Source organism: Anaeromyxobacter sp. SG17, from assembly GCF_022690695.1.
GTDB lineage: Bacteria > Myxococcota > Myxococcia > Myxococcales > Anaeromyxobacteraceae > Anaeromyxobacter > Anaeromyxobacter soli.
Map to the genome: position 1 here is coordinate 26,184 of NZ_JALCYX010000021.1, position 24,978 is coordinate 51,161.

22 protein-coding genes are annotated in these 24,978 nt (G+C 74.9%); 13 read left to right on the forward strand and 9 right to left on the reverse strand.

Going from position 1 to position 24,978, the window contains the following annotated elements:
• The first annotated feature begins 33 nt into the window (after nucleotides 1–33).
• Nucleotides 34–1,050, forward strand: a complete 1,017-nt coding sequence (locus MNY60_RS10405; RefSeq protein WP_242360588.1) for a ChaN family lipoprotein — start codon at nucleotides 34–36, stop codon at nucleotides 1,048–1,050.
• Nucleotides 1,051–1,367: 317 nt separating this feature from the next.
• Here the strand turns inward: MNY60_RS10405 and MNY60_RS10410 are convergent, their stop codons facing one another.
• Entirely contained in the window at nucleotides 1,368–1,577 is a 210-nt protein-coding gene (locus MNY60_RS10410) for a hypothetical protein (protein ID WP_242360589.1), read from the reverse strand.
• A gap of 263 nt (nucleotides 1,578–1,840) precedes the next feature.
• Here MNY60_RS10410 and MNY60_RS10415 point away from each other — a divergent pair, with 263 nt between their 5' ends.
• Nucleotides 1,841–3,412 (forward strand): B12-binding domain-containing radical SAM protein, encoded by a 1,572-nt coding sequence (locus tag MNY60_RS10415; protein WP_242334839.1) that lies wholly within the window; start codon nucleotides 1,841–1,843, stop codon nucleotides 3,410–3,412.
• A gap of 44 nt (nucleotides 3,413–3,456) precedes the next feature.
• Here MNY60_RS10415 and MNY60_RS10420 read toward each other — a convergent pair whose 3' ends face one another.
• Nucleotides 3,457–3,918 (reverse strand): cache domain-containing protein, encoded by a 462-nt coding sequence (locus MNY60_RS10420; RefSeq protein ID WP_242334842.1) that lies wholly within the window; start codon nucleotides 3,916–3,918, stop codon nucleotides 3,457–3,459.
• Between the two features lie 52 nt (nucleotides 3,919–3,970).
• Nucleotides 3,971–5,581, reverse strand: coding sequence for a methyl-accepting chemotaxis protein (locus MNY60_RS10425; protein ID WP_242334845.1), 1,611 nt, complete (start codon nucleotides 5,579–5,581; stop codon nucleotides 3,971–3,973).
• A gap of 243 nt (nucleotides 5,582–5,824) precedes the next feature.
• Between MNY60_RS10425 and MNY60_RS10430 the strand changes: the two genes are divergently transcribed.
• Nucleotides 5,825–7,318 (forward strand): DUF2868 domain-containing protein, encoded by a 1,494-nt coding sequence (locus tag MNY60_RS10430; protein ID WP_242360590.1) that lies wholly within the window; start codon nucleotides 5,825–5,827, stop codon nucleotides 7,316–7,318.
• Nucleotides 7,315–8,823, forward strand: a complete 1,509-nt coding sequence (locus MNY60_RS10435; RefSeq protein ID WP_242334850.1) for a DUF3482 domain-containing protein — start codon at nucleotides 7,315–7,317, stop codon at nucleotides 8,821–8,823. The genes MNY60_RS10430 and MNY60_RS10435 overlap by 4 nt, the downstream gene beginning before the upstream one ends.
• An 88-nt stretch (nucleotides 8,824–8,911) precedes the next feature.
• Here MNY60_RS10435 and MNY60_RS10440 read toward each other — a convergent pair whose 3' ends face one another.
• Nucleotides 8,912–9,274 carry a PilZ domain-containing protein gene (locus MNY60_RS10440; RefSeq protein WP_242334853.1) on the reverse strand — a complete coding sequence of 121 codons (363 nt, stop codon included), beginning with the start codon at nucleotides 9,272–9,274 and terminating at the stop codon, nucleotides 8,912–8,914.
• Between the two features lie 60 nt (nucleotides 9,275–9,334).
• Nucleotides 9,335–9,628 (reverse strand): hypothetical protein, encoded by a 294-nt coding sequence (locus tag MNY60_RS10445; protein WP_242334856.1) that lies wholly within the window; start codon nucleotides 9,626–9,628, stop codon nucleotides 9,335–9,337.
• Between the two features lie 198 nt (nucleotides 9,629–9,826).
• On the opposite strand from MNY60_RS10445, the gene MNY60_RS10450 reads away from it, so the two are divergent.
• Both MNY60_RS10450 and MNY60_RS10455 read left to right on the forward strand, forming a co-directional pair.
• Nucleotides 9,827–10,423, forward strand: a complete 597-nt coding sequence (locus tag MNY60_RS10450) for a methyltransferase (RefSeq protein ID WP_242360591.1) — start codon at nucleotides 9,827–9,829, stop codon at nucleotides 10,421–10,423.
• 131 nt (nucleotides 10,424–10,554) lie between these two features.
• Nucleotides 10,555–11,421 (forward strand): PfkB family carbohydrate kinase, encoded by an 867-nt coding sequence (locus MNY60_RS10455; protein WP_242360592.1) that lies wholly within the window; start codon nucleotides 10,555–10,557, stop codon nucleotides 11,419–11,421.
• A gap of 15 nt (nucleotides 11,422–11,436) precedes the next feature.
• Here MNY60_RS10455 and MNY60_RS10460 read toward each other — a convergent pair whose 3' ends face one another.
• A complete protein-coding gene (locus MNY60_RS10460; protein ID WP_242360593.1) occupies nucleotides 11,437–12,168 on the reverse strand; it encodes an RNA methyltransferase in 732 nt (243 codons plus the stop codon).
• Nucleotides 12,169–12,315: 147 nt separating this feature from the next.
• On the opposite strand from MNY60_RS10460, the gene MNY60_RS10465 reads away from it, so the two are divergent.
• The 3 genes from MNY60_RS10465 to MNY60_RS10475 all read left to right on the forward strand — a co-directional run bounded on the left by MNY60_RS10465 (nucleotide 12,316) and on the right by MNY60_RS10475 (nucleotide 14,128).
• Entirely contained in the window at nucleotides 12,316–12,741 is a 426-nt protein-coding gene (locus tag MNY60_RS10465; protein ID WP_242334867.1) for a CBS domain-containing protein, read from the forward strand.
• Between the two features lie 39 nt (nucleotides 12,742–12,780).
• Nucleotides 12,781–13,422 (forward strand): trimeric intracellular cation channel family protein, encoded by a 642-nt coding sequence (locus MNY60_RS10470; protein ID WP_242334869.1) that lies wholly within the window; start codon nucleotides 12,781–12,783, stop codon nucleotides 13,420–13,422.
• Between the two features lie 118 nt (nucleotides 13,423–13,540).
• Complete coding sequence (locus MNY60_RS10475; RefSeq protein ID WP_242360594.1) at nucleotides 13,541–14,128, forward strand: cytochrome c3 family protein; 588 nt, start codon at nucleotides 13,541–13,543, stop codon at nucleotides 14,126–14,128.
• Nucleotides 14,129–14,207: 79 nt separating this feature from the next.
• Here the strand turns inward: MNY60_RS10475 and MNY60_RS10480 are convergent, their stop codons facing one another.
• The 3 genes from MNY60_RS10480 to MNY60_RS10490 all read right to left on the reverse strand — a co-directional run bounded on the left by MNY60_RS10480 (nucleotide 14,208) and on the right by MNY60_RS10490 (nucleotide 17,304).
• Complete coding sequence (locus MNY60_RS10480) at nucleotides 14,208–16,286, reverse strand: GtrA family protein (protein WP_242334871.1); 2,079 nt, start codon at nucleotides 16,284–16,286, stop codon at nucleotides 14,208–14,210.
• A 161-nt stretch (nucleotides 16,287–16,447) separates the two neighbouring features.
• On the reverse strand, nucleotides 16,448–16,798 hold the full coding sequence (locus tag MNY60_RS10485) for a response regulator (protein WP_242360595.1): 351 nt from the start codon (nucleotides 16,796–16,798) through the stop codon (nucleotides 16,448–16,450).
• 173 nt (nucleotides 16,799–16,971) lie between these two features.
• Nucleotides 16,972–17,304, reverse strand: a complete 333-nt coding sequence (locus MNY60_RS10490) for a hypothetical protein (protein WP_242334893.1) — start codon at nucleotides 17,302–17,304, stop codon at nucleotides 16,972–16,974.
• 92 nt (nucleotides 17,305–17,396) lie between these two features.
• On the opposite strand from MNY60_RS10490, the gene MNY60_RS10495 reads away from it, so the two are divergent.
• From MNY60_RS10495 to aceB, 4 genes are all read left to right on the forward strand, one after another.
• Complete coding sequence (locus MNY60_RS10495; RefSeq protein WP_242334896.1) at nucleotides 17,397–18,128, forward strand: 16S rRNA (uracil(1498)-N(3))-methyltransferase; 732 nt, start codon at nucleotides 17,397–17,399, stop codon at nucleotides 18,126–18,128.
• 205 nt (nucleotides 18,129–18,333) lie between these two features.
• A complete protein-coding gene (locus tag MNY60_RS10500) occupies nucleotides 18,334–19,512 on the forward strand; it encodes an alanine--glyoxylate aminotransferase family protein (protein ID WP_242334899.1) in 1,179 nt (392 codons plus the stop codon).
• A gap of 470 nt (nucleotides 19,513–19,982) precedes the next feature.
• Nucleotides 19,983–21,443 (forward strand): hypothetical protein, encoded by a 1,461-nt coding sequence (locus MNY60_RS10505; RefSeq protein ID WP_242360596.1) that lies wholly within the window; start codon nucleotides 19,983–19,985, stop codon nucleotides 21,441–21,443.
• Between the two features lie 129 nt (nucleotides 21,444–21,572).
• A complete protein-coding gene (gene aceB / locus MNY60_RS24245) occupies nucleotides 21,573–24,902 on the forward strand; it encodes a malate synthase A (RefSeq protein ID WP_374109401.1) in 3,330 nt (1,109 codons plus the stop codon).
• Nucleotides 24,903–24,978: the final 76 nt, after the last annotated feature.

The following is a 24,978-nucleotide window of genomic DNA, read 5'->3' on the forward strand; positions in this document are numbered from 1 at the left end:
CGTCCCTCGCCGGGACGCGCTATCTCTGTGCGGGTGAGCCCGAACCGACTCGTCGCCGCGTCCGCCCTCGCAATCCTCTCCGCGGCCTGCGCCGCGAACCAGAAGCTCTTGCAGGAGCCGATCTCGAAGGAGCGCGCGTGGATGTCCGAGCGCCACCGCGAGCACCCGCTCGTGGGGAAGATCTGGGACGCGCGGGCGGGGCGGCTCGTCGACGAGGCCACGCTCACGAGCGCGGTCGACGGCGCCGAGGTCGTCATGCTCGGCGAGATGCACGACAACCCCGACCACCACGTGCTGCAGGCGCGGCTGGTGCGCGCGATAGGCGCCGCCGGGAAGCGGCCGGCGCTCGCCTTCGAGATGATGGAGGAGGACGACCAGCCTGCCATCGACGCCGCGATCGCCCGCGCCCCGCGCGATCCCGACGCGATCGCCCGGGCCGTCGACTGGAAGCACAGCGGCTGGTACGACTTCGCGATCTACCGGCCCATCTTCGCCGCCGGGCTCGAGGCGGGCATGCCGATCGTCGGCGCGAACCTGCCCGTCCCCCTCGCGAAGGCGATCGCGATGAAGGGCCAGGAGGCGCTCACCCCGGAGCTCCGCGCCGCGCTCCAGAAGGCGGAGCCGCTCCCCCCCGAGGTCGTCGCCTCGCTGCGCGCCGAGATGAAGGCCGCGCACTGCGACGCGCCGATGCCGGACCCGATCCTCGACCGGCTCGCGCTCGCGCAGCGCGCCCGCGACGCGGAGATGGCGCATCGCCTCGCCGCGGCGAGCCAGGCGGCCGGCGGCGCGATCCTCGTGACCGGAAACGGCCACGCCCGCACCGACCGCGGCGTCCCGGCCTCGCTCGAGCGCGAGCTCCCCGGCCGGCGCGTCGTCTCGGTGGGACTGTTCGAGGTCTCGCAGGGAAAGCTCGACCCGGCGCTCTACGCCTCGGAGTTCGGGGTGGGGACGCTCCCGTTCGACTTCGTCGTGTTCACGCCGGCCGCCGAGCGCGAGGACCCGTGCCTCGCGCTGCGCGGGCACGACTTCACGAAGCACAAAGCGCCCTGAACGACAGTTTCGTGATTCGCCGATCACCTTCGGTGATGCGAATCACGCTGTCGTTCAGGCATTTTCGAACGGGGGTTGCGCCCCCGCCCCGCCGACGGCTGGCCGCCGTCGTCGGGGACCCCACCCCTGCTCGCCGGGTCCCGTGCGCCGCCGCGAGCGGCTTCGCCGCTTCCGCGGCGTCGCCCCGGCGGGCTCGCTTTGCTCGCCTGATCGCTAATCACGCTCGGCCGTTCAGGGCAAAAAAGGGCGCCGCCGGCCCGGAGCCCGGCGACGCCCCACCCCCCGTGGCGATGCGGGGGGCGCTGCCAGCTTCGAGGCTAGTTCGTGGCCGTGGCCTTCTGCGGGGCCGCCTTGGCGGTCTTCGCCGCCGCCTTCTTGTCGGCCTTCGCGACCGCCGCCTTGCTCTTCGTCGAGGCCGTCGTCGTCGAGGACGACGCCGTCGTCATCTGCTTGTCGCCGCAGGGGAAGGCGGGCGTCGCGAGGCCCAGGATCGCGAGCGCGGCGGCGGCGCGGAGAACGAGCTTCATGGATCTCTCCTTCGTTCGGGCTCCCGGAGCGGAGCCGCGACGACACATGGCGAGCGCGGCGTCTCGCCGCAACCCTTCGCGGCCGGAGCGGACGTTTGCACCCCGAGCGCGCCGGCGGGGTGCCCCGAGCTGGGTAGACGAGCCCTTGGCGGGGGCCTCTCGGCCGGCGCTCCTCCGAGCTCGCGACCCGCCTCGGCCTGGTCACCCCACCGATGGCGCTCGGCCGTGACGGGCGGATGACGGGCGAGGCGTACACCGCGTGAATGCGTGCGCTCCTCGTGCAGGGTTCCACGCCGCCCACGTACTGGGGCTACGGGCACAGCCTCCCGTTCATCCGCAAGGACGCGGCGCTTCCTCCGCTCGGTCTCGCGACGCTCGCGGCGCATCTGCCCGCGAGCTGGGAGCTCCGGCTCCACGACGAGCACCTCGAGGCGCTGCCGGACGAGCTCCTCCGCTGGGCGGACGCGGTGCTGGTCTCGGGCATGCTCGTGCAGGCGCCGTCGATGCGCGCCGTCCTCGCGCGGGCGCGCGCGCTCGGGAAGGTCACGGTCGCGGGCGGGCCGGCCCCCACCATCGCGCCGGAGCGGTTCCCGGAGGCGGCCCACGTGTTCCAGGGCGAGGCCGAGGGCCGGCTCGAGCGGCTCGTCGCGGCGGTCGAGCGCCCCGGCGCGCACGACCGCGTCCTCTCGCCGTCCGGCGAGGGCCGGCCCGACCTCGCCCTCGCGCGCGTCCCCCGCTTCGACCTCCTCGCCCTGGACCGCTACGCGAGCCACGCGATCCAGGTGTCGCGCGGCTGCCCGTTCAGCTGCGAGTTCTGCGACATCATCGAGGTCTTCGGGCGCGTGCCGCGGGTGAAGTCGGCCGCGCAGGTGCTCGCCGAGCTGGAGGCGCTCCACCGGCTCGGCGCGCGCGGGCCGCTGTTCCTCGTGGACGACAACTTCATCGGCAACCGCCGCGCCGCGGCGCGACTCCTCCCCGAGCTCGCGCGCTGGCAGGCGGAGCACGGCCGGCCGTTCGACCTCTACACCGAGGCGAGCCTCGACCTCGCGACGCTGCCGGAGCTGCTCGCCGCGATGGTCGACGCCGGGTTCTCGGCGGTCTTCGTGGGGATCGAGACGCCCGATCGCGCCGCCCTCCAGGAGGCCGGCAAGCGCCAGAACCTGCGCGTGGATCCGGCGGAGGCGGTGCGGCGCCTCACGGCCGCGGGGCTCGAGGTCTTCGCCGGGTTCATCGTCGGCTTCGACGCGGACGACGCGGGCACGTTCGCGCGCCAGCGCGCGTTCATCCAGGCGCTCCCGATCCCGCGCGCGATGGTAGGGACGCTCACCGCGCTGCCCGGCACGGCCCTCTGGAGGCGGCTCGCGCGCGAGGGCCGGCTTCGCGCCGAGTCCACCGGGGACCAGTTCGGCGAGACCAACTTCGAGCCCGCCATGGGCGATCTGGAGCTCCTCGAGGGCTACCGCCGGCTGCTCGCGGAGCTCTACGACGAGGACGCCTACTTCCGTCGCTGCGCGCTGCACCTCGCGCTCGCGCCGATGCGCCCGAGCCCGCTCAGGCCGGGGTCCCTCGCCACGCTCGCGCGGACCCTGTGGCGCCTCGGCCTGCGCGGCTCGCGCCGCCGCCACTTCTGGCGCCTCGTCGGCCAGGCCCTGCGGCTCGGACCCGCAGCGCTCCCGCGCGCGGTGACGCTCGCCGTGCTCGGCGAGCACCTCGTCCGCTACACGCACGAGGAGGTCCTGCCGCGCCTCGATCGGCAGCTCGCGGCGCTCCGCGCCGCCGGAAAGGTCCCCGGCGCCGGGTCGGCGCGCGCGGCGGCGGCGCCGACCGCCTCCTGACGGCGGCCGGGCGCGCCGCGCGCGCGCAGGAGGGTGCCCGGCGACTACTTCTTGTACGCCCCCGCGACGAGCACCACCCCGTCCACGAGCTCGAAGTACGCCACCTTCTGCTCGACCTTGTTCGTGACGGGGTTGTTGAACTTGTACTGCTGCCAGCCCTTGCCGTGCTTTCGGGCGAGGAGGATCCGCTCCCGGACGAACAACCTCCCGTCGGGATCCTTGTCGCCCATGTTGTTCTTGCCGACACGCTCGGGCTTCGTCGGGTGCGCGAGGCAGTTGCCGGCGAGGTCGTACGCGAAGACGTACAGGTCCCGGTAGATGAACGGACCGTGCGCGTCGTTGAACGTCGCGATCGCCTTCTCCTTGCCCTCCTTCTTCATGAACAGCGCCGCCCGGTGCACGAGCAGCTCGGCGTCCTTGGTGGTGGCGTACGGCTCGGCGGCGGCGGCCTGCCCGAGCGCGCCCAGGACGGCGGCGGCGAGGGCTGCGGCGAGGAGCTTCTTCATGGGTGTTCCTCCGGTGGGGCAGTGCGCGGGTCGGGGGGAAGGCCGGCGCCGGTCAGCGGGCGCCGGCGGCGTGCAGGCGAGGGAGGTCTTCGCGGGGGAGCGCGGGCGGGTGCTCCAGCGCGTCCGCGACGCCACCCTCCCCGCCGACCGTGAAGAAGGCGGCGCGCTCCCGGAGCGCGTCGGCGTGGGTGGAGAGCTCCTCGGCGGTCGCGGACAGCTCCTCCGCGGCGGAGGCGTTCCGCTGCGTGACCTGATCGACGACGGTCATCGCCCTCGAGAGCTGCCCGACCCCGGCCGACTGCTCCTGCGAGGCCGCCGAGACCTCGCGCACCCGCTCGGCGGTGGTCGCGATGGTCGTCACGAGCTCCGCGAGGAGCCCGCCGCTGCGCTCGGCCACGCCGACGGAGCGGGCGGCGAGCTCGCCGATCTCCTTGGCGGCCGCCTGGCTGCGCTCGGCCAGCTTGCGGACCTCGGTCGCCACGACCCCGAAGCCCCGCCCCTGCTCGCCCGCCCGCGCCGCCTCGATGGCGGCGTTCAGGGCGAGGAGGTTCGTCTGGTAGGCGATCTCCTCGACGATCGAGACCCGCTCGGCGATGGCGCGCATCGCGCCCACCGTCTCGGTGACCGCCGCGCCGCTGCGCTCGGCGTTCCTCGCGCCCTCGCTCGCCATCCGCTCCACGTCCCGGCTGCTCGCCGCGTTGGAGCCGATGGACGCGTTCATCTCCTCGAGCAGCGCCGAGGTCTCCTCCACGCTGGAGGCCTGCTCGCCGGTGCCCTGCGAGAGCTGCTGCGAGGTGGCGGAGACCTGGCCCGCGACCGCCGCGAGCGCGGCGGCGCCGGAGCGCACGTCGCCGATGACCTGCGAGAGCTGCCCGCCCATGCGGCGCATCGCGGCCTGCAGGTCGCCGAGTTCGTCCTGGCTCGTCACCTCCACCGCGTCGCGCAGGTCGCCGGCCGCGATCCGCTCCGCGGCCTCCACGACCGAGCGGAGGCCGCGCCGGATGGCGCGGACGAGGAAGGCCCCGGCGGAGGCGAGCGCCGCCGTCGCGAGGAGGAACACGACGGCGATGTCGCGCCGGGCGCCGGCCTCGGCGTCGCGGGCGCGCGCCGCGCTCGCGTCGGCGGCGGTGCGGGTCGCCACGGCGCTCGCGTCCACCACCTCGAGGAGCCGCTGCGCGTCCACGCGGAGGCGCTCGAACGCGTCCGTCACGTCGTGCTGGGCCCCCGCCTCCTCCGCGAACTGGCCCGCCGCGCCTGCGTCCCGCCTCGCCCGCGCGGCGGAGTCGAGCTGCGCGAGGTCCTGCTTCCACCGATCGAGCGCGGGCGCGATCTGGCTCGCCCCCGCGTCCCGTCCCCCGCGCTCGAAGGCGCGCTCGGCGTCCACCGCCTCGCGGAGCTGGCCGGCGATGAGCGCGAGCGCCGCCTCGTGCACCTCCGGCTCGAGGGTGCCGTTCTCCACCGCCGACGCCGCGCCGGTGGCGCGCCCCACCGCCGTGGCGAGTCGCGACACCGCGACGAGCTGGGGCACCTTCGCGCCTGCGTAGTCGCCGACCACGCCGGCCATCGAGGCCGTCGCGACGAGACCGGCGCCGCCGACCAGCGCGACGAAGATCACCGCCACGACGAGGAGTCCCAGCACCTTCCCGCTGAGCCGCAGCTTCATCACGTTCACCTACCCTTGCAGGACGTACCCTCAGTCACCGGGATGCAGGACGGAGGCCGCCTGCGGCGCAGGCGCGCACTTCAGAGGCGCGGGGCCCAACCTGCCGCTTTTCCTGGCGCCCTGCCCGGCTCGAGCGGCGCGGGTGAGGTCGGGGCTCGGTGCGGGCCGCGCGACCCGGGTCGAGAGCACCCGCGAGGCGCGACCCGGGCGCGCCGATCCCTTATGTTCCCTCGGCGACCTGCCGTGACACTCGCCGACCTCATCGACCTCGAGGCCCAGCTCGCCCGCGATCGGGACGCGCCCGCGGGCGCGCTCGAGCGGCGCGACCGCGAGGCGATGCGTGGAGCGTCCCTCGCCGGTGACCGGGGGGACGTGCTCGCCCGCTGGCTCGCCCAGCTCCGCGAGCGCGAGCCGAGCCTCCTCTTCCCCGGCCGCACGGTGTCCCGCGCCCTGGCCGGCGTCCGGCTGGCGCTCGCGGCGATCGGGCTCGCGCTCGGCTGGGGCGCCGCGACGGCGCTCCTCGGCTACACCGGCGAGCACCCGGTGAACGTCTGGGACGTGCTGCTCGTCCTCGTCGGCGCGCAGGTGCTCCTGCTCCTGTTCCTCCTCGCCGCGTTCCTCTTCCCGCTCGCGACGCTGGGCGCGCCGCTCGTGGGCGTCTTCCGCGAGGCGATCGGCGCCCTCTACCCGCGCCTCGCCGGACGCGCGGCGGGGCAGGCGCGCGCGGAGGAGTGGCGCGCGCTCTGGCACCGGCTGCGCAGCCGGCGCTCGCTGTACCACTCCGTGGAGCCGTGGCTCCTGCTCGGCGCGACGCAGACCTTCGGCGTCGCCTTCAACGTCGGGGCGCTCCTCGGGTGCCTGCGCCTCGTCGTGTTCTCCGACATCGCCTTCGCGTGGAGCACGACGCTCGTGGACCTCGACGCGCCGCGCTTCCACGCCCTCGTCTCGACGCTGGCGCGGCCCTGGGCGTCGCTCTGGCCGGACGCCGCGCCCTCGCTCGCGCTGGTGGAGGCGACGCGCTACTCGCGGCTCGAGGGCGCCTACCTCCACGCCGGGGCCGGCCGTGCCGCGGACCCGGCGCTCGTCGGCGAGTGGTGGCGCTTCCTCCTCGCGGCCGTCGCGACCTACGGCCTCCTCCCGCGCGCCGTCGCGCTCGCGGTCGCGCGCCTGCGCGCGGCGAGGCTGCTCGCCCGCCTTCCGCTCGACGACGCGGAGATCGCGCGCGTCCTCGCCCGGCTCGCCGAGCCGCACGTCGAGACCGGGGCCGTCCTCCCCGAGGCCGCGCCGCCTGCGGTGATTCCGGCGACGGTCCCGGGCGTCGCGCCGCCCGCGGGCACGCGCTGCGCGGTGGTGCTCTGGCGCGACGTCCCGGCGCACCCCGCCCTCGAGGCGGCCATCGCCCGCCAGGTCCAGCGCGAGATCGCGAGCGTCCACGCCGCCGGCGGGCGCGACGGGCGCGACGAGCTCGGCGCGAGGTGGCTCGCCGCGGTGGACGGGGCGGAGCCGGTGGTGGTGGTCGCCGAGGGATTCGAGGCGCCGGATCGGGCGGCCTTGAGGCTCGTGCGCGAGCTGCGCGGCGCCCTGGGCCCGCGGCGGCACCTGCTCGTGCTCGTGGCGGAGGTGAGGGAGGACCGCGTCGGTCCGGCCACGGAGGCGAGCGTGCGCACCTGGCGAGACGGGCTCGCCCGGCTCGAGGACCCGTACCTCGCGGTCGAGCCTCTCCAGGGGGCGCCGTGACCCCGGAGGTCCCGCGCTTCGCGGTCGTCGGCCGCGTGAACAAGGGCAAGTCGAGCATCGTCGCGACGCTCGCCGAGGACGACTCGGTGCGCATCGACCCGCGCCCGGGGACCACCACCGAGGTGCGCGAGTTCCCCGTCCGCGTGGACGGGCGGACCCTGTTCGTGCTCGTCGACACGCCCGGGTTCGAGGACGCTCCGCGCGCCCTCGCCTGGCTGCGCGCTCGCGAGGTGAGCGCGGCGGAGCGGCCCGCGCGCGTCGCCGAGCTCGTGCGTGCCTTCGAGGGCACCTCCGAGCTCGTCGAGGAGTGCCGCCTGCTCGCGCCGATCCTGGCGGGCGCGAGCGTGCTCTACGTCGTCGACGGCACGCACCCGTATCGGCCGAACTACGACGCCGAGATGGAGATCCTCCGCTGGACGGGCCGGCCCGGGATGGCGCTCGTCAACCGCATCGGCGCAGAGGACCACGCGGCCGAGTGGCACCGCGCGCTCGACCAGCACTTCAAGATCGTGCGCGACTTCGACGCGTTCTCGGTCTCGTTCGAGGAGCGGGTGAACCTCCTGCAGGTCTTCCGGGAGCTGCGGCCCGACTGGCGCGCGGCGGTGGACGAGGCGGTCGCCGCGCTCGTCGCCCAGCGTGGCCGGCGCCGGGCGGAGGCGGCCGCCCTCGTCTCCGGCCTCCTCGTGGACGCGCTCACGCACACCGAGGAGCTCGCGGTCGAGGACGAGGCCGCGATCGAGGAGCAGCGCGACCGCCTCGAGCGGAGCTTCCACGACGCGCTCCGCGCCCGCGAGGAGGAGGCGCGCCGCCGCGTCGAGGCGCTGTACGGCCACCGCGAGGCGCGGTTCGAGGAGGGCCCCGGCCTCGAGCGGCCCGTGTACCGCCAGGATCTCTTCGCCGAGGAGGCCTGGAAGCTGCTCGGGCTCTCTCCCGCGCAGCTCGTCGCCGCCGGCGCGCTGGCCGGCGCGGCCATCGGCGGCGCGGTGGACGCGGCGGTCGGGGGCGCGAGCATCTTCGCGGGCACCGTCCTCGGCGGCGCGCTCGGCGGCGGCGGCGCGCTGTACGGCGTGGGGAGGCGCTACGCGCGCGTCCGCTCGATCGGCGCGCCCGGCATCCCCGGCCTCCTCCTCGACGTCCAGCGCTACTGGTCCGGCGCGCGCCGCTTCCGCATCGGTCCGCACGCGCAGCCGAACTTCCCGTGGGTCCTCCTCGATCGCGCGCTCCTCCACTACGACAGCGTGGTCCGCCGCACGCACGCGCGGCGCGGGCCCATCGCGGTCGAGACGGCCGGCGCGGGGGGTGGCCGAGCCGGCCTCGTCGCGGAGTTCGCGCGCGGCGAGCGGCGCGGCCTCGAGTCGCTCTTCCGCCGGCTCCGGCGCGACCCCTACGACCCGCCGCGCTGGGTGCGGGACGAGCTCGAGCGCGCGATCGGCCGGATCCTCCGCCGGGTCGATCCCATCCCGGGCGAGGAGCCCTCAGCGGAAGCTCTCCCTCACGGTCCGTGAGCGGCCGAGGTCCGCCCGCGCGTCGACGCGCCGGCGCCATGCGGGGCAGTGAGGGCCTCAGGGTCGGGTTCTGCTCGAGGCGCCTCGCCTACGCGCTCCCCACCAGCGCCGCGAGCTCGCCCTGCACGTCGCTGCCGACGTTCAGCTCCACCAGCCGGCGGAGGTGGGCGATGCTCTCGAGGTCGATCGCGTACCAGCGCACGCCGACGCGCCTCCCCTCGCGATGCGCGATGGCACCGTCCATCCGGATCACCACCTCACCGCCTTCCAGCCGGAGCGCCAGCGCGCACGGGTCGCCGCGCTCGACGTCGAGCCCCTCGCCCACCTCGACGAGCGCGCCCTTGAGGCCGATGTCGAGGAGTCGCGCGGGCGCGGTGCCGCGCTCCACGTGCAGCTCCACGCCCGCGTGGAAGGGGATGCGCGAGAACCGCCGCCGGTCGGGTGCGTCCATCAGGCCCTCCACGGCCGCCGGAGCGGCCCGCCACTCGATCGACGAACGTCGCCCGACGGATCAGCGAGGCGCAACGGGCGGCTCGGGGCGTGCGCGAGCGCGCACCTCCACGTGCGCGCCCGCCACCATCACCGGCCGCAGCCGCGCGCCCGCGAGCGCCTCGAAGATCGCCCGCGAGACGACGCCGGGATCCTGCAGCAGGTCGGCGACCACGGAGGCGGGGAAGACCTCGCACGTCCCGGCGTCCTCGGGGCGGCGATGGGGCTGGAAGCCGGAGCGCCGGAGCAGGTCGAAGGCCGCGCGGTACGGCGCAGGATCCGCTCCCGAGAGCGCGAAACGAATGACGGTCCACATGACCCTTGCGGCCAACCTCCGTCACGGCAGACGAGCCACCAAGTGCCCCAAGGGGAGCCGCCTCCGGGTGCGGCGAGGTGGGCGCACCCTGCCCGCCTGGGTTGCAGCCGCCGGCGGTGGCGTGGTCTGTTCCGTGCTCGTTTGCGAACGCTCGAAGAGCTCGTCGAATTCGTCCGGGAGCGCACTGCGCCCGCGCCCGTGCCCCTCGCGCCCGAGATCATGATTCACCAGGCGAGCGAGCTGACGCCGCTGTGGCATGCGACGGCGGCCGAGCTGGCGGGCTGGGACGACTCGCCGTTCTGGGCGTTCCCGTGGGCGGGGGGCCAGGCGCTCGCGCGCCACGCGCTCGACCACCCCGACCTCGTTCGCGGACGCTCGGTGGCGGACTTCGCGACGGGCAGCGGTCTCGTCGCCATCGCGGCCCTGCGCGCCGGCGCGGCGCGGGTCCTCGCGCTCGACCTCGACCCGTTCTGCGAGGCGGCCGTGCGGGTGAACGCGGCGCTGAACGGGGTCGCGCCGGAGTTCCGCGCGGGCGATGCGATCGAGGCGCCGCTCCCCGGCGTCGAGGTGGTGCTCGCGGGCGACGTCTTCTACGAGCGGTCGCTCGCCGCCAGGAGCCTCGCGTGGTTCCGCCGGCTCGCCGCGCGCGGCGTGAGCGTCCTCGCCGGCGACGCGGGCCGCACCTACGCTCCGCGCGAGGGCTTCGCCGTCCGGGCGTCCTACGACGTCCCCACGACGGTGGAGATCGAGGACGGCCCGCTCCGGCACGCGCGCGTGCTCGAGATCTTGCCCTGACCCGCGTCCGCTCGCCGGTACGGCGGCCCGGGCCGACGATCGACGGCGCGTGACCTGGCACGCGGCGGACGGGTCGCGCGGCGCCGCTCGCGTGGCCGCGACCGCCGGGACGGGTGGTACGCTCCGTCGCGATGCTCGACCTGCCCACCTCCGCGGCGCGGCCGGCCGCCGTCGTCTGCGGCCACGTGACGCTCGACCGTGTCGCCGGGCGGCTCGTCCCGGGGGGCTCGGCGTGGTACGCGGCGCACACGTTCCGCGCGCTCGGCGCTCGGGCGCGCGTACTCACGGCCGCCGGCGCCGACTATCCGGAGCGCGCGCTCGCCGGGGTGGAGTCCATCATCGCGCGAGCGGCGCGCACGACCCTCTTCGTGAACTTGCACGCGCCGGGAGGCGCCCGCCGGCAGCGGGTCGAGGCCTCCGCCCCGCCGCTCGATCCGGCCGCCCTCCCCGTGGCCTGGCGCGGCGCGGACGTGCTCCACCTCGCGCCCGTCCTCGGCGAGGTGGCGCCGCGTGCGTTCGCCGACGTCGCCGGCGCACGGGTGGTGGGGCTGGGCGTCCAGGGGCTCGTGCGCGCCGTGGCGGCGGACGGCACCGTCGTGCAGCCGCGCTGGTCCTTCGCGCCCGCCGAGCTCGCCGGCGTGACCGCCGCGTTCGTCGGAGAGGACGACCTCGCCGGCCAGGACGACCTCCTCGCGCGCCTCGCCGCGGCGGTGCCGATCGTCGTCTTCACGCGGGGCGCCGCCGGCTGCACGGTGACGACGCGCGACCGCACGTTCGTCGTGGGGGTGTTCCCCACGCGAGAGGTCGATCCGACCGGGGCCGGCGACGTGTTCGCGGCCGCCTTCCTGCTCGCGCTCGCCGGCGGTGACGACCCGGTCGAGGCCGCGCGCCTCGGCGCGGCCGCGGCGTCGATCGTGGTCGAGGGAGTGGGAGGGGAGACGCTGCCGCGGATCGGCGAGGCGGCGGAGCGCGCGAGGAGGGTGCCGGTGGGGACGTGAGACCGAGACCCCGACCTACCCCTCTCCCCTCCCCAGCGTCCGCAGCGCCGCCGACCACAGCCTCGCCTCCCGCTGCGTGAGCCGGGCGCGCCGCAGGGGAGCGACGAGGTCGCGCACCGCGTGCCGCTCCGGTCCCGCGAGGAATCCGCCCGCCCGCAGCGCCGCGCGCAGCGCCGCCTCGAGGCTCCCGAGCTCCGCGTCCGTCGCGCCCGCGGGAGCGGACGTGGGAGCCCGCGCGTGCGCCTCGAGCGCCGCCCGCCTGAGCTCGTAGGCATAGAGGAGCACCGCCTGGGCGAGGTTCACCGAGGGTTGCGCCTCGTCCGTCGGGATGGAGGACAGGTCGTGACAGCGGAGGACCTCGTCGTTCGTGAGACCGCTGCGCTCGTCGCCGAAGACGATCGCCGTCCGCCCCGCCGGGGCGCGCTCGAGCGCCTCGCGCGCGACCGCCGCGGGGGCGAGGCGCCGCTTGCCGCGCACCCTCCGGGAGCTGGTGCCGACGACCCACGCGCAGTCGGCGACCGCCTCGTCGAGCGTCCGGACGAGCCGAGGCCTGTCGAGGAGGTCCTCCGCGTGCACCGCCACCCTGCGGGCCGTCGCGAAGTCGTGCGTCCCGAGCTCCGCGATGGCCCAGTCGGCGAGCCCGAAGTTCTTCATCGCGCGCGCGACGGCGCCGAGGTTCTCGGGGTTCCGCGGCCGGAGCAGGACGATCCGCACCGGCGCGGGGACGACGGGCATCGCTTCGGGCATGGGCCATCGTACGACGGCTCCTCGCCCGCTCGCTCGCCCGGCGGGGCGGGCGGGGCCGCGGCGCGTTGCCCGCCTCGACCGGAGCGCCCCGACGGTCCCCCTCGCGCCACGCGACCGCGTGAGGTTCGATGCACGAGGAGGTAGACGATGCGCGTGCGCGAGGTGATGACCCGGAACGCCGCGACCATCGGCGTGGACGAGACGCTGGTCGCGGCCGCCCGGAAGATGAAGGAGCTCGGCGTCGGCGCCCTCCCCGTGCTCGAGGACGGCACGCTCTCGGGGATCGTGACCGATCGGGACATCGCCGTGCGGGCGACCGCGGCGGGCGCAGACCCGAGACGCACCCGCGTCCGGGAGGCCATGACGCCCCAGGTCGTCGCCTGCACCGAGGAGGACGAGCTCGCCGAGGCGGCGCACGCGATGGAGGCGTGCGCGGTGCGGCGGCTCATCGTGCTCGACGGCGCCGGGCACCTCTCCGGCATGCTCTCCGTCGAGGACATCGCGAACGCGAGCACCGCGCTCGCCGCGGAGGTGCTCCGCCACGCGCGCGACCCGATGCTCGGCGCCCTCTGACCGCGCGCTCCACCTCCGCCGACGTGCTAAGTAGCTCGCGTGCTGCGCGGCGGCTTCCATCTCCCCATCGCCTTCGACGTCGCCGCCTCGTTCCTGTTCGCGGTGACGGGGGCGATCTCCGCGGTCCGCAAGCGCTACGATCTCGTCGGCATCCTCGTGCTCTCGATCGCGACGGGGCTCGGCGGAGCGCTCCTCCGCGACGGGCTGTTCCTCCAGCAGGGGCCACCCGCCGTGCTCACCGACGGGCGCTACCTGCTCGGCGTGCTCGGCGGCGGCCTCGCCGGCGCGTTCTTCGGGCGGCACTTCCAGCGCGCCCGGCTCGCGATCGTGGTCATCGACGCGCTCGGGCTCGGCGTGTACGGGGTGGTGGGCGCGCAGAAATCGCTCGCCGCGGGCCTCCCGCTCGTCTCCGTGGCGCTCGTCGGCTGCGTGAACGCGGTGGGCGGCGGGATGCTGCGCGACGTCCTCGTCCGCGAGGAGCCGCTCATCTTCAAGCCCGGCGAGGCCTACGCCCTCGCCGCCCTCACCGGCGTGCTGTGCTTCATCGCCCTCGCGGCCGGCCTCCGCCTGCCGGAGGAGACGGCGGCGTTCGCGGGGATAAGTCTCGCGTTCATGGTACGTCTGCTCTCCATCCGGCTCGGCTGGCGCACCGGTGCGTTCGAGCCCGACCACGGCCCCTGATCCGAGCGCTCGCCCGGTTGCTCTCCATCAAGGCAGCCAGGCGACCCGTTTGCGTACAGTCCGCGCGCTTTCGCACCCATCGAGGGTGTCAACCCGCGGTACGCATCAGGAGCTTCACATGAACGGCGTTCGAATCCTCGTCCTCTCCCTCGCGGCCGCGCTGCCCATCTCCGCGTTCGCCTTCGGCGGGCACGACGGCGTCGGCTGCAACGGCTGCCACGGCATCCACACGGCGAAGGGCGATGTCATCTTCGCCGTGGCGCCGAACAAGGTGGCGCAGAACCCCCGCACGAAGGCTGCATACACCGGCTCGACGGCGCTCTGCCTCGGCTGCCACGAGGAGACCTCGAAGGGCGGCCAGGGTTACGCCCCGGTGTCCGGCCACATGAGCCACCCCTACGGCCTCACCTCGGTGAACCCGAAGGTCGCGAACGTCCCCGGCGACCTCCTCCGCGACGGCCGGTTCGAGTGCGTCGGCTGCCACGACCCGCACCCGTCGAACGCCAACTACAAGTACCTCCGCGTCGACACGGCGAAGGGCCAGAGCATGGACGCGTTCTGCGCCGTCTGCCACTCGGCCAAGGCCGACGGGAAGGTCGTGGCGAAGAAGGCGGTCATCTTCACCTCGATGGATCAGCGCGCCGGCGGCGCTGCGCCCGCGGCGGCCGCGCCCGCGAAGCCCGCGGCCGCGCCCGCGAAGAAGTAGCATCCGCTCTTTCGTGAGCCGTTCGAGGCCCTCCGGCGCGACGCGCCGGGGGGCCTCGTCGTCTGCGGGGCGGTCGCCGTCAGGGGTACTGCGCGTGCTGCGCGCCCTCGGGCCTGGGCCGCCAGATCTCGAGCATGCCGCTCGCCGAGTGGGCGATGGGCTCGTAGCGCGACCGCAGGTCGAGCGCCATCCGCGCGCCGCACGGGCTCGCGAGCGCGTCGGGGGTGACGCCGTACACGAGGACGTAGTCCACCTGCGCCGCCACGGCCGCGCGCAGGTCGATGCACGGGGGCGTCCCTTCCATCTTCGCGAGCGAGCCGGCGAGCATGAGGAACGGGTTGTGATCGTCGGGGAACCGCAGCGGACAGTGATCGGTGAATGCCTGGCTGTTCTTGAGGTCCACCCCGCCGTTGCGCGCCACCACCCAGCCGGTCGCGTGCAGGAGCGGCTTCACGCGGTAGCCGAGGTTGCGGCCGTTCTCGTCGACGGGGCCGTAGGGCGAGATGGCGACCGGCAGGAGCACGCGGTCCGGGCCGAGGCCGGCCGCCGCCGCGACGTACTCCTCGACGTAGGCGGAGATCTGGCGCTGCTTCTCGTAGCGGAGGCCCGTCGCCACCACCGCGATCCCCGCGAGCGCCAGGGCGAGGCGCCGCACGGCGATGGCGGGCGCCGCGCCGGTGGCGATCCAGGCGGCCACGCAGAGGAAGGTGAACAGCGCGAACCGGTCGGACACGTGCGCGCCCGCCGCCACGACCTCCGGGACCGCGAAGTACGCGATCGCGAACGCCACCGCGGCGAGGAGCCAGCCGTCGTGCGGCCGGAACGCGCGCGTCGAGGTGGCGCGCACGAGGGCGAGGTGCACCACGCCGATGAACAGGACGAGCGACACCAGGCACGCGAGGAGGATCTCGCGCCGGTCGATCGAGACGAGCGCGTACGCGGTCGCGAGCTTGGCCGCGAGCTCGTAGATCGGGAGGCGCGAGGACGCGCGATCCGAGTGCGCGACGAGCCAGGCGCCGAGCAGGGCCGCCCCGGGCAGCGCCGCGAGCGCGACGGCGCCGGCGCGCACCGCGTAGCCGCGCACGACGAGCCGGCGGCGCGCCGCGTGCCCGCGGGAGCGGCGGACCGCGAGGGCGAGGCGCCAGGCCAGGAGGACCCCGATGGCGAGGCCCGCGCCCGCGAACGCGACCGAGTGGGCGAGGAAGAGCAGCACCGAGAGGAGCGCGAGCACGAGCCAGCGCGAGGGCCCGAGCCGGCCCCGGCTCCGCAGCCAGAAGCCTACCGTGAGGAGCGCCAGCGCGAGCCCGTAGCAGAAGTTCCAGAAGCCCATCTGGAAGGGGAACGCGTGCACGAACGGGAACGCGGCGAGCGCGGCCCACCAGCCGTCGCGACCCGGCGGTAGCAGGGCCCGGAAGCCCAGCGGGAAGAGCACCGTGTAGCCGGTCAGCACGAGCTTCTCGCCCGTGAGCGGGCCGACGACCTGCAGGAGCCCGGCGAGGAGCGCCTGCGTGAGCCAGTTCGGCTGCGCGCCCCAGTTCGCGAGGTACCAGTGCTGCAGGAGCGGCGAGTGACGGTAGCGCATGAGCGAGAGGACGTTCTCGACGTGCAGCGGTCCGTCCTGGGTCGGGAAGTAGTGAACGAGCCAGATCGGCAGGATGTGCAGGACGAGGATCCCGGCGAAGATCGTCGGGGCGATCCAGGCCCCCGGTCGCCGCAGCGACAGCGCCGGACGCGGCGCGCCCGCCCCGGGCGGCCCCCACGCGAAGCGGAGGCTCCCGAGGTAGTTCGCCGCGAAGGCGAGGGCGATGCCCGCGCTCTGGGCGAGGTACCGCAGGCCCCCGAGCTCCGCCCGGCCGAGGGTCCGCATGAGCGCCAGCGCGGCGAGCCCGAAGACCACGAGCTGCACCACTCCGCCCGCCAGGCTCACCGCGTGGTAGCGCACGAGGCGGCTCACCACCCCCGCGCCGAGCTCGCGGCGATCGCGGAACGTGAACGCGTCGTTCAGCAGGAAGTTCGTGACGATGCTCGTCTCGATTGCGAGGGCGGAGGCGACGACCTCCTGGATCCCGAGCACGCCGGCGAAGAGGTGCAGCGCGGCGAGGTTCACCCCGACCCCGGACAGCCCCACCAGGGCGAACCGCGCGAGACGACCCTTCATCGGGGATTCCCCTCCCGGTGCTCACGCTGGGAGCGACGCTCCCGAAGGGCATGCCCGTAACGGGGCGTCAAGCCCAATGAGGGTTTCTCGGCAGCAGCGCGAGCGTTCGCGCGGCGCGCACGGGCCGACGTCGCTCGCGTCTGCGACCGCCGTGCGCTCGCTCAGGCGCGATCGGGATCGCAGAGCGACAGCACGAGCGCGAGCACGTCGTCGACGTCGAAGGGCGTGGGCCCCCTACGGTGGGGCCCGTCGCCGGCCATCGTGATGACCGGGACGTCGGCGTAGCGCGGATCGGCGCGGATCGCCCGCATGAACGCGTCGCCCCCGCGGCGTGGCGGGTGAAGACCGAGGAGCACCACCGCCGGCGCTTCGCCGCAGGCGAGCCTGGCGAGCCCGTCCTCGCCGTCGCTCGCGACGACGACCTCCGCCCCGCGCCCGGTGAGCGCCGTGGAGAGCGACGCGCGCACCGCGGCGTCTTGCTCGATGAGGAGGACTCGCCTGCTCGAGGGCATCGACTCGCGAGCCTACCCCGCGCGCGCGCGCGGGCCGGTCGCGCGACCGAGGTACGGCGCAGGCGTGCCGGTGAGGCGATGTCGGGCGACACGCCACCGCGCGCGGAGTGCGCCGGCCCGGGCGGGCCGGTGCCGCACCGGCGGGGCGGGTCGCAGCCCCCGTTGAAGCTGACTCAGTTCAGATAGCCGCCGCGCGGCCGCTCGCCGGAGAGGCCGAGCAGCTCGAGGCCCTGGCGCGTGAGCAGGTACCGGACCGTCCCGGCGCCGCGCTCGGTGTCGAGCTTCGCCTCGAACGCGGGACCCGTGATCGCGCCGAGCTGCATCGTCCGCTTCAGGTTGACGACCCGGCCGTTCGCGAGATCGCCCGCGACCTGCCCCACGGAGTCGTCGCGCCGGTACAGCTCCACCGCCGCGTCGTGCAGCGCCGCGGCGAGCGAATCGGAGAGCGGGATGGACGAGAAGAGGACGGAGATGAGGGTCCAGGACGCGGCGGCATCGGCGGGCATCGAGAGGATTGTACCCGGTCGTCCGGCCCGGCGCCCGGCCGGGGCTCCGCGCGCGGTGCGCCGGAGCCGGCGCGGTGTAGTCTGGCGCTCCCGTGAACCTCCTCCTCCTCGAGCCCTCCGAGCTTGCGGCGGACGGCGTCGCCCGCCTGTCCGGCCGCCGCGCGCTGCACGTCCGCGAGGTCCTGCGCGCCGTCGCGGGCGATCGGATCCAGGCGGGCGTCGTCGGCGGTCGCATGGGAGAGGCGGAGGTGCTCCACGCCTCCGGCACCGAGGTGGTGATCGCGCCGCGCCTCGACCGCGCCCCGCCGCCGCCCGCGAAGGTGACGCTCCTCGCGGCGGTGCCGCGCCCGAAGATTCTCCGCCGCGTCCTGCAGGCGGTCGCCTCCATGGGCGTGAAGCGGCTCGTGCTCCTCGGCAGCTACCGCGTCGAGAAGAGCTACTTCGGCTCGCCGGTCCTCGCGCCCGAGGCGATCCGCGCGGAGCTCGTCCTCGGCCTCGAGCAGGGGAAGGACACGATCCTCCCCGAGGTGTCGCTCCGGCGCTTCTTCAAGCCGTTCGTGGAGGACGAGCTCGACGCGACGTTCCCCGAGCGGTCGCGGCTCCTCGCGCATCCGGCCGGGAGCGCGCCGCTCGAGACGCTCACGCCGCTCTCCGAGCGGGCCTGCGTCGCCATCGGTCCGGAGGGCGGCTGGACGCCCTACGAGGCCGAGGCGCTCCGCGCGCGCGGCTTCGAGCCGTTCTCGCTCGGGCCTCGCGTGCTGCGCGTCGACGCGGCGGTGCCCTACGCGGTGGGACAGGTGGAGCTCTGGCTGCGGGGCGGATGATCCACCCCGCGGTCGGACCCGAGCGCGAGAGCCCGCTCCGCCGGCCGCGCGCGTGCGCCCCTCCCCCGGCCGGACGATCGGGCCCGCAGAGCCCCCATGACCCCTGGGCCGCGAATCTCCCGCTGGTGTATCTGTATCCGATTCGCGCTCTCGAAGAGGCGCGCGCCGCTCGCCGCCGCGCGCCCGCAACCACGAGGTCCCCGACATGAACGTCCCCGAGCTGTCGCCGCCCGCCCGCCTCCTCCTCGGCCCCGGGCCGAGCCCCGTCCACCCGCGCGTGCTGCGCGCCATGTCGACGCCGCTGCTCGGTCACCTCGACCCGAAGTTCCTGGAGATCATGAACGAGGTCCAGGGCCAGCTCCGCGCCGCGTTCCGGACCCAGAACCCGTTCACGATCGCCCTGTCGGGCACCGGGTCCGCCGGCATGGAGGCTGCGCTCGTGAACGTCGTCGAGCCCGGCGACACGGTCGTCGTCGTCGCGGCTGGCGTCTTCGGCAACCGCATGGCCGACATCGTCGGCCGCTGCGGCGCGAAGCTCGTGAAGATCGAGATCCCGTGGGGCCAGACCTGCGACCTCGGACGGGTCGAGGAGGCGCTGAAGAAGGAGCAGGTGAAGGCCGTCGGCATCGTCCACGCCGAGACCTCGACCGGCGCGCACCAGCCGCTCGAGGGGCTCGGCAAGCTCTGCCACGCCCACGGCGCGCTCCTCGTCGCGGACACCGTCACCTCGCTGGGCGGCGTGCCGGTGGAGGTGGACGCGTGGGAGATCGACGCGTGCTACTCCGGCACCCAGAAGTGCCTCTCCTGCCCGCCCGGGCTCGCGCCGCTCACCCTCTCGCCGCGCGCGCTCGACGCGCTCCGCGCGCGCAAGACCAAGGTGCAGAGCTGGTACCTCGACGCGTCGATGATCGCGGACTACTGGGCGGAGGGGAAGCGCGCCTACCACCACACCGCGCCCATCAGCATGGTCTACGCGCTCCGCGAGGCGCTCCGGATCGTCCACGAGGAGGGGCTCGAGGCGCGCTTCGCGCGCCACCGCCGCCACTCGGCCGCGCTGATGGCGGGCCTCGCCGCGCTGGGGTGCTCGCCGCAGGCACAGGAGGGGCGCCGGCTCCCGACGCTGAACTGCGTGCAGGTCCCCGCCGGGATCGAGGAGGCAGCGGTCCGCAAGTCCCTCCTCGCCGACCACGGCATCGAGATCGGCGGCGGCCTCGGCCCGCTCGCGGGCAAGGTGTGGCGCATCGGCCTCATGGGCGAGGGCTCGCGGCAGGAGAGCGTCCTCGTGGTCCTCGCCGCGATCGAGCAGGCCCTCGCGAAGCAGGGCAAGGGTCCGAAGCCGGGCACCGCGACGTCCGCCGCGCTCGAGGTCTACGCGCGCGGGTAGCTCGGCCCATTCGCGACGAACGATCGCCCCCGCCCGGCTGGCTCGGGTCGGGGGCGTACGCTTCCGGGCATCGGGGTCGCGATCGAACGCCGCCGTCCCCCGCTCTCCCCGCCCGTCGTCCCCCTTCCCGCCGACCCTGAAGCGACCGCCCGCCCGTTCCCCTAGTTCCCATGGCACCAGGCGGGCGCTCGCAGTGAACCTGGCAGAGCGAGGATACCGGCAAGCCCCCGTCACAGGCCCGAGCGATCGGCCGCGCGGGCACGCGAGGGGTGAGCTCCTCCGATTCTCCTTGCGCCGCAGCGATCATTTCGTCTTCGCGCGTCGCGCTCCGAAGCGCTCGCGCGGGCAAGGGCACGCTCGGTTTTTGCCCCCTCCCGCGCCGCCCGTACGTCTCTCCACCGAGCCCCTCCAGGCTCGCCCCGCCGGGTTGGCTTCCAGGGCTCGCTTGCCCTCCATAGGTTCGGCGACGGGTGGGGAACGGAGGCATCGAGTCCATGCACGTCGGTGACGACAACGTCGGCCTCGTGGCGGAGTTCAAGCGGCGGAAGGGTCCGGCCTGGCGCCGAGCGCTCGACCTCGCCCTCGAGGCGTCGCGGCGGCGCGCCGCAGCCCGCGCCGCGGCGAAGATGCCGAAGCCGCTGCCCGACGTGAAGGTCTCGCGGTCGCGGCTCGACGTCGCGGTCGAGGCGCGCCTCGCGGTCCGCTCGGGTGTCCGGCTCGAGGACTTCCTCCGCAACCGCCTCGCGAAGTACGCCTCGCGGCTCCCCGTCACGCTCGAGGACCTGCCGGTCGTCGTCGACGTGGAGGGCGGCGAGCCGGTGGTGCGCGCCCGCGTCCACGCGGCACCCGCCATCCCGGCCACCTACGGCGCGTCGTACGCCGCGTCGTACGCCGCGCAGCCCCGCACGGACGACCAGACCCGCTGGATGAAGGCCCTCGTCGAGCGCGAGGGCCCGTTCGCGGCGCAGGAGATCCGCGAGGCGCTGGCCGCGCTCGCCGCGCTCGACGCGCGCGCCGAGGCCGCGCGCTCTCGCGCCGACACGCTCGCGCGCGCCCTCGCCGACGATCTCGCCGCGGGCAAGGTGCCCGCCCCCGCCACCGTGGACGCGACCCCCGAGCAGCTCGGACGGCCGCCCGTCCCGTCTCCAGCGCCCGCCGCGATCCTGCGGGGCTTCGTGCTGGCGCTGGTGGTCGCCGAGGCCTTCTTCTTCTCCGGCCCGATCCTGTCCGCGCAAGGTGTCGACCCGGCGAGCATCGTCGAGGCGTTGAACGCGTCGCCCGTCCCGGTGGGCATGGCGCTCGTCTTCGCGCTCGGCGCCGCCGCCGCCGTGTTCGCGTTCGCGGCCGTCTCGCTCGACCGCGCCGCCCAGCTCGATCGCCCGGACGGCGCGAGCCGGCGGGGCCTCGGCGGCACCGCGGCGCTCCTCGCGGCGCTCCTCGCCGGAGGCGTCGCCGCCGCCGCGACCGCGCCCAACCGGCTCGCCCATGTGGCGCTCCTCGCCATCGTCCCCTTCGCGGGCGCCCTCCTCGTCCGAATCGCGGCGCGGCTCCAGGCCACCCGCGACGCCGCCCTCGACGCGGCCCTCGCCTGGGATCGCGCCCTCGCCCGCGACGTCTCCGAGCGCGCGCGCCGGGTCGAGATCGTCGAGCAGGCCCGCGCCGACCTGGAGCGGATCGAGTCCGACCGCGCCGACGCCCGCCGCCGCATCCGCGCCCTCGAGCAGAGCGCGGTGAATGCCGAGCGGGCCTCCAGCGAGCGCAGCCGGCTCGAGGCGCGGCGCCTCGAGCGGCTCGCCGAGTCGCTCGCGGGCGCGCTCGAGCTCGACCGCTACGCCTTCCTGCGGCTCGCCACCGGCGCGACGCACGACGCGCTCGTCCGTCCGGTGCGCCGGCTCGAGCGCTCGTCCGAGCGGTTCGGCGTGGCGGGCTAGCGGGCCCTCGCGGCCTGCTGGCCGCCCCAGCCTGGCTCGGGCCGTCCGGGCGGCCCGAGCGTCTCGCGCGCTCCGGTATTGAGCTTGATCGAAATCAGGACAACCTTTCGATCAGGAGGAGCCTCCCGGATGCCCACCCCCGAGACCCCGCCGCTCGATCTTCCGCCCGGCATGGAGATCCGCGGCGCCCTGCCGCGACGCGCCCAGGAGGTGCTCACGCGCGAGGCGCTCGCGCTCGTCGCGGACCTCGTGCGCCGCTTTCGCCCGCGCGTGGAGCAGCTGCTCGAGCGGCGCCGCGAGCTGCAGCGCCGCTACGACGCCGGCGAGCGGCCGAGCTTCCTCTCCGCCACCGAGGACGTCCGCGCGGGCGACTGGACCGTCGCGCCGCTCCCGGCCGATCTGCAGGACCGTCGGGTCGAGATCACCGGCCCGCTGGACCGCAAGACGATCATCGACGCGCTCGGCTCCGGCGCGAACGTCTTCGTGGCGGACTTCGAGGACTCGAGCTCCCCCACCTGGCGCAACGTCGTCGAGGGCCAGGTGAACCTCCGGGACGCGGTCGAGGGCACGATCGAGCACGACGCCCCCGAGACCGCCGAGCGCCACCGGCTCGGGGACCGGACCGCCGTCCTCATGGTGCGCCCGCGGGGCTGGCACCTGCTCGAGAAGCACGTGCGCGTGGACGGGAGGCCCGTCAGCGCCGCGCTGTGGGACTTCGGCATCTACCTCTCGAGCGCCGCGCGGCGGCTCCTCGCGAAGGGCTCCGGCCCGTACTTCTACTGCCCGAAGCTCGAGAGCCACCTCGAGGCGCGCCTGTGGAACGAGGTGTTCACCCTCGGCGAGGAGCGGCTCGGCCTCCCGAGGGGATCGATCAAGGCCACCTGCCTCATCGAGACCCTCCCCGCGGCGTTCGAGATGGACGAGATCCTGTGGGAGCTGCGCGAGCGCTCCGCGGGCCTCAACTGCGGGCGCTGGGACTACATCTTCTCGACCATCAAGCGCTTCCGCGCGGACGCGAAGCACGTCATGCCGGACCGCGCGCACATCACGATGGACAAGGGGTTCTTGCGCGCGTACGTGCAGCTCCTCATCCAGACGTGCCACCGGCGCAACGTCCACGCCATGGGCGGCATGGCCGCGCAGATCCCGATCGAGGACGATGCGGCGGCGAACGAGGCCGCGCTCGCCGAGGTGCGCGCCGACAAGCTCCGCGAGGTGACCGACGGCCACGACGGCACCTGGGTGGCGCACCCCGGCCTCGTGCCCATCGCCAGGGCGATCTTCGACCAGCACATGAAGACGCCGAACCAGCTCCACCGCAAGCGCGAGGACGTGCGCGTGACGGCGCGCGACCTGCTCGACGTGCCCGAGGGCCCGCGCACCGAGGCGGGCCTCCGCCACGACCTCCGCGTCTCGGTCCAGTACCTCGAGGCCTGGCTCCGCGGGACCGGCTGCGTCCCGATCTACGGCCTCATGGAGGACGCCGCGACGGTGGAGATCTCCCGCTCGCTCGCGTGGCAGTGGATCCACCACGGCGCGACGCTCGACGACGGCGCGCCGCTCACGGTCGAGCGGTTCCGCACCGTGCTCGCCGACGAGATGGAGCGGATCCGCCTCGAGGTCGGGGACGCCGCGTTCCAGGGCGGCCGCTTCGAGGAGGCGCGCGCGCTGTTCGAGCGCATCAGCACGCAGGGGGACTTCGTCGAGTTCATCACCCTCCCCTCCTACGAGCTGCTCGAGGCCGAGGGCGAGGAGAAGGCGCGCATGCTCGCCGGCGGCACGGAGGGCCTCGCCGACTCGCCCGCGCCGCACCACCCCGACCCGCGCCGCTGGGAGGGCATCGTCCGCCGCTACACGCGGGAGGACGTCGAGAAGCTCCGCGGCTCCGTGCGCATCGAGTACACGCTCGCGCAGCTCGGCGCGAACCGCCTGTGGGACCTCCTCCACGGCGAGCCGTACGTGAACGCGCTCGGCGCGCTCACCGGCAACCAGGCCGTGCAGATGGTGAAGGCGGGCCTCCGGGCCATCTACCTCTCGGGCTGGCAGGTCGCGGCCGACGCCAACTCCGCCGGTCAGACCTACCCGGACCAGAGCCTCTACCCGGCGAACTCGGTCCCGGAGGTGGTCCGGCGCATCAACCGTGCCCTCCAGCGCGCCGACCAGATCGAGCACTGCGAGGGGAAGGACGGAACGTACTGGTTCGCCCCCATCGTCGCCGACGCCGAGGCCGGCTTCGGCGGCCCCCTCAACGCCTTCGAGCTCATGAAGGCGATGATCGAGGCGGGCGCCGCCGGGGTGCACTTCGAGGATCAGGTCGCCTCCGAGAAGAAGTGCGGCCACCTGGGCGGCAAGGTGCTCGTGCCGACCTCGACGTTCGTCCGCACGCTCAACGCGGCGCGCCTCGCGGCCGACGTCATGGGGGTGCCGACGATCCTCGTGGCGCGCACCGACGCCGAGGGCGCGAAGCTCGTCATGAGCGACGTCGACCCCTACGACGCGCCGTTCATCGAGAAGGGCGAGCGCACCGCGGAGGGGTTCTACCGGATGAGGCCCGGCGTCGACACGGCCATCGCCCGCGGCCTGGCCTACGCGCCGTACGCGGACCTCATCTGGTGCGAGACCCAGACGCCGGACCTGCACGAGGCGCGGCGCTTCGCGGAGGGGATCCACCAGAAGTTCCCGGGCAAGCTGCTCGCCTACAACTGCTCGCCCTCCTTCAACTGGAAGAAGAACCTCGACGACGCGACCATCGCGAGGTTCCAGCGCGAGCTCGGCGCGATGGGCTACCGGTTCCAGTTCGTCACCCTCGCCGGGTTCCACGCCCTGAACCACGGGATGTTCCAGCTCGCCCGCGGCTACCGCGAGCGCGGCATGTCGGCCTACACCGAGCTGCAGCAGGCCGAGTTCGCCTCGGAGCGGCACGGCTACACCGCGACGCGCCACCAGCGCGAGGTCGGCACCGGCTACTTCGACCTCGTCGCGAGCGCGGTGTCGGGCGGCACCGCGTCGACGCTCGCCCTGGAGGGCTCCACCGAGGCGGCGCAGTTCACCGCCGCGGGCAGGACCGGCGCGACCCACGCCGCCGAGCAGGTCCAGGCGGCCCTCCACGAGGACCACGGGCGGATCGAGGCGGTGGTGGACCGGCTCGGCGAGGCGAAGGACGTCGCCGCCATCACCGCCGCCCTCGAGTCGCTGGCGGAGCTCCTCACCGAGCACTTCGCGCACGAGGAGCACCAGAAGGGCTTCTACGGGCTCCTCGCCGCCTCGCCCGAGTACCGCGCCGAGGTGCTGCGCATGACCGACGAGCACCGGGAGCTCATCGCCGCGCTCCAGCAGGTCCGCGAGCGCGCGAAGGGCCAGGCGACGGCGTCGGACCTGGCGCCGCTCACCGGCGCCCTCGGCGGCCGGATCCGCGACCACGAGGCGCGCGAGATGGTGCTCGCCCGGGCGCTACATTAGGGGCCGCCGGCGCCCGGCGTCCGGGCGCCCCTCCGGACGCCCGAACTTGGCGCGCGACGATCCCGCCGGAGGGGTT

Excerpts from the sequence above, each read along its gene's own strand:
- MNY60_RS10500 (WP_242334899.1), top strand. The coding sequence starts at position 18,334 with ATGAACGTCCCCGAGCTGTCGCCGCCCGCCCGCCTCCTCCTCGGCCCC.
- MNY60_RS10420 (WP_242334842.1), bottom strand. The coding sequence starts at position 3,918 with ATGAAGAAGCTCCTCGCCGCAGCCCTCGCCGCCGCCGTCCTGGGCGCG.
- MNY60_RS10485 (WP_242360595.1), bottom strand. The coding sequence starts at position 16,798 with ATGCCCTCGAGCAGGCGAGTCCTCCTCATCGAGCAAGACGCCGCGGTG.
- MNY60_RS10475 (WP_242360594.1), top strand. The coding sequence starts at position 13,541 with ATGAACGGCGTTCGAATCCTCGTCCTCTCCCTCGCGGCCGCGCTGCCC.
- aceB (WP_374109401.1), top strand. The coding sequence starts at position 21,573 with ATGCCCACCCCCGAGACCCCGCCGCTCGATCTTCCGCCCGGCATGGAG.
- MNY60_RS10460 (WP_242360593.1), bottom strand. The coding sequence starts at position 12,168 with ATGCCCGAAGCGATGCCCGTCGTCCCCGCGCCGGTGCGGATCGTCCTG.
- MNY60_RS10445 (WP_242334856.1), bottom strand. The coding sequence starts at position 9,628 with ATGTGGACCGTCATTCGTTTCGCGCTCTCGGGAGCGGATCCTGCGCCG.
- MNY60_RS10480 (WP_242334871.1), bottom strand. The coding sequence starts at position 16,286 with ATGAAGGGTCGTCTCGCGCGGTTCGCCCTGGTGGGGCTGTCCGGGGTC.
- MNY60_RS10425 (WP_242334845.1), bottom strand. The coding sequence starts at position 5,581 with ATGAAGCTGCGGCTCAGCGGGAAGGTGCTGGGACTCCTCGTCGTGGCG.
- MNY60_RS10490 (WP_242334893.1), bottom strand. The coding sequence starts at position 17,304 with ATGCCCGCCGATGCCGCCGCGTCCTGGACCCTCATCTCCGTCCTCTTC.
- MNY60_RS10415 (WP_242334839.1), top strand. The coding sequence starts at position 1,841 with ATGCGTGCGCTCCTCGTGCAGGGTTCCACGCCGCCCACGTACTGGGGC.
- MNY60_RS10410 (WP_242360589.1), bottom strand. The coding sequence starts at position 1,577 with ATGAAGCTCGTTCTCCGCGCCGCCGCCGCGCTCGCGATCCTGGGCCTC.
- MNY60_RS10455 (WP_242360592.1), top strand. The coding sequence starts at position 10,555 with ATGCTCGACCTGCCCACCTCCGCGGCGCGGCCGGCCGCCGTCGTCTGC.
- MNY60_RS10440 (WP_242334853.1), bottom strand. The coding sequence starts at position 9,274 with ATGGACGCACCCGACCGGCGGCGGTTCTCGCGCATCCCCTTCCACGCG.
- MNY60_RS10465 (WP_242334867.1), top strand. The coding sequence starts at position 12,316 with ATGCGCGTGCGCGAGGTGATGACCCGGAACGCCGCGACCATCGGCGTG.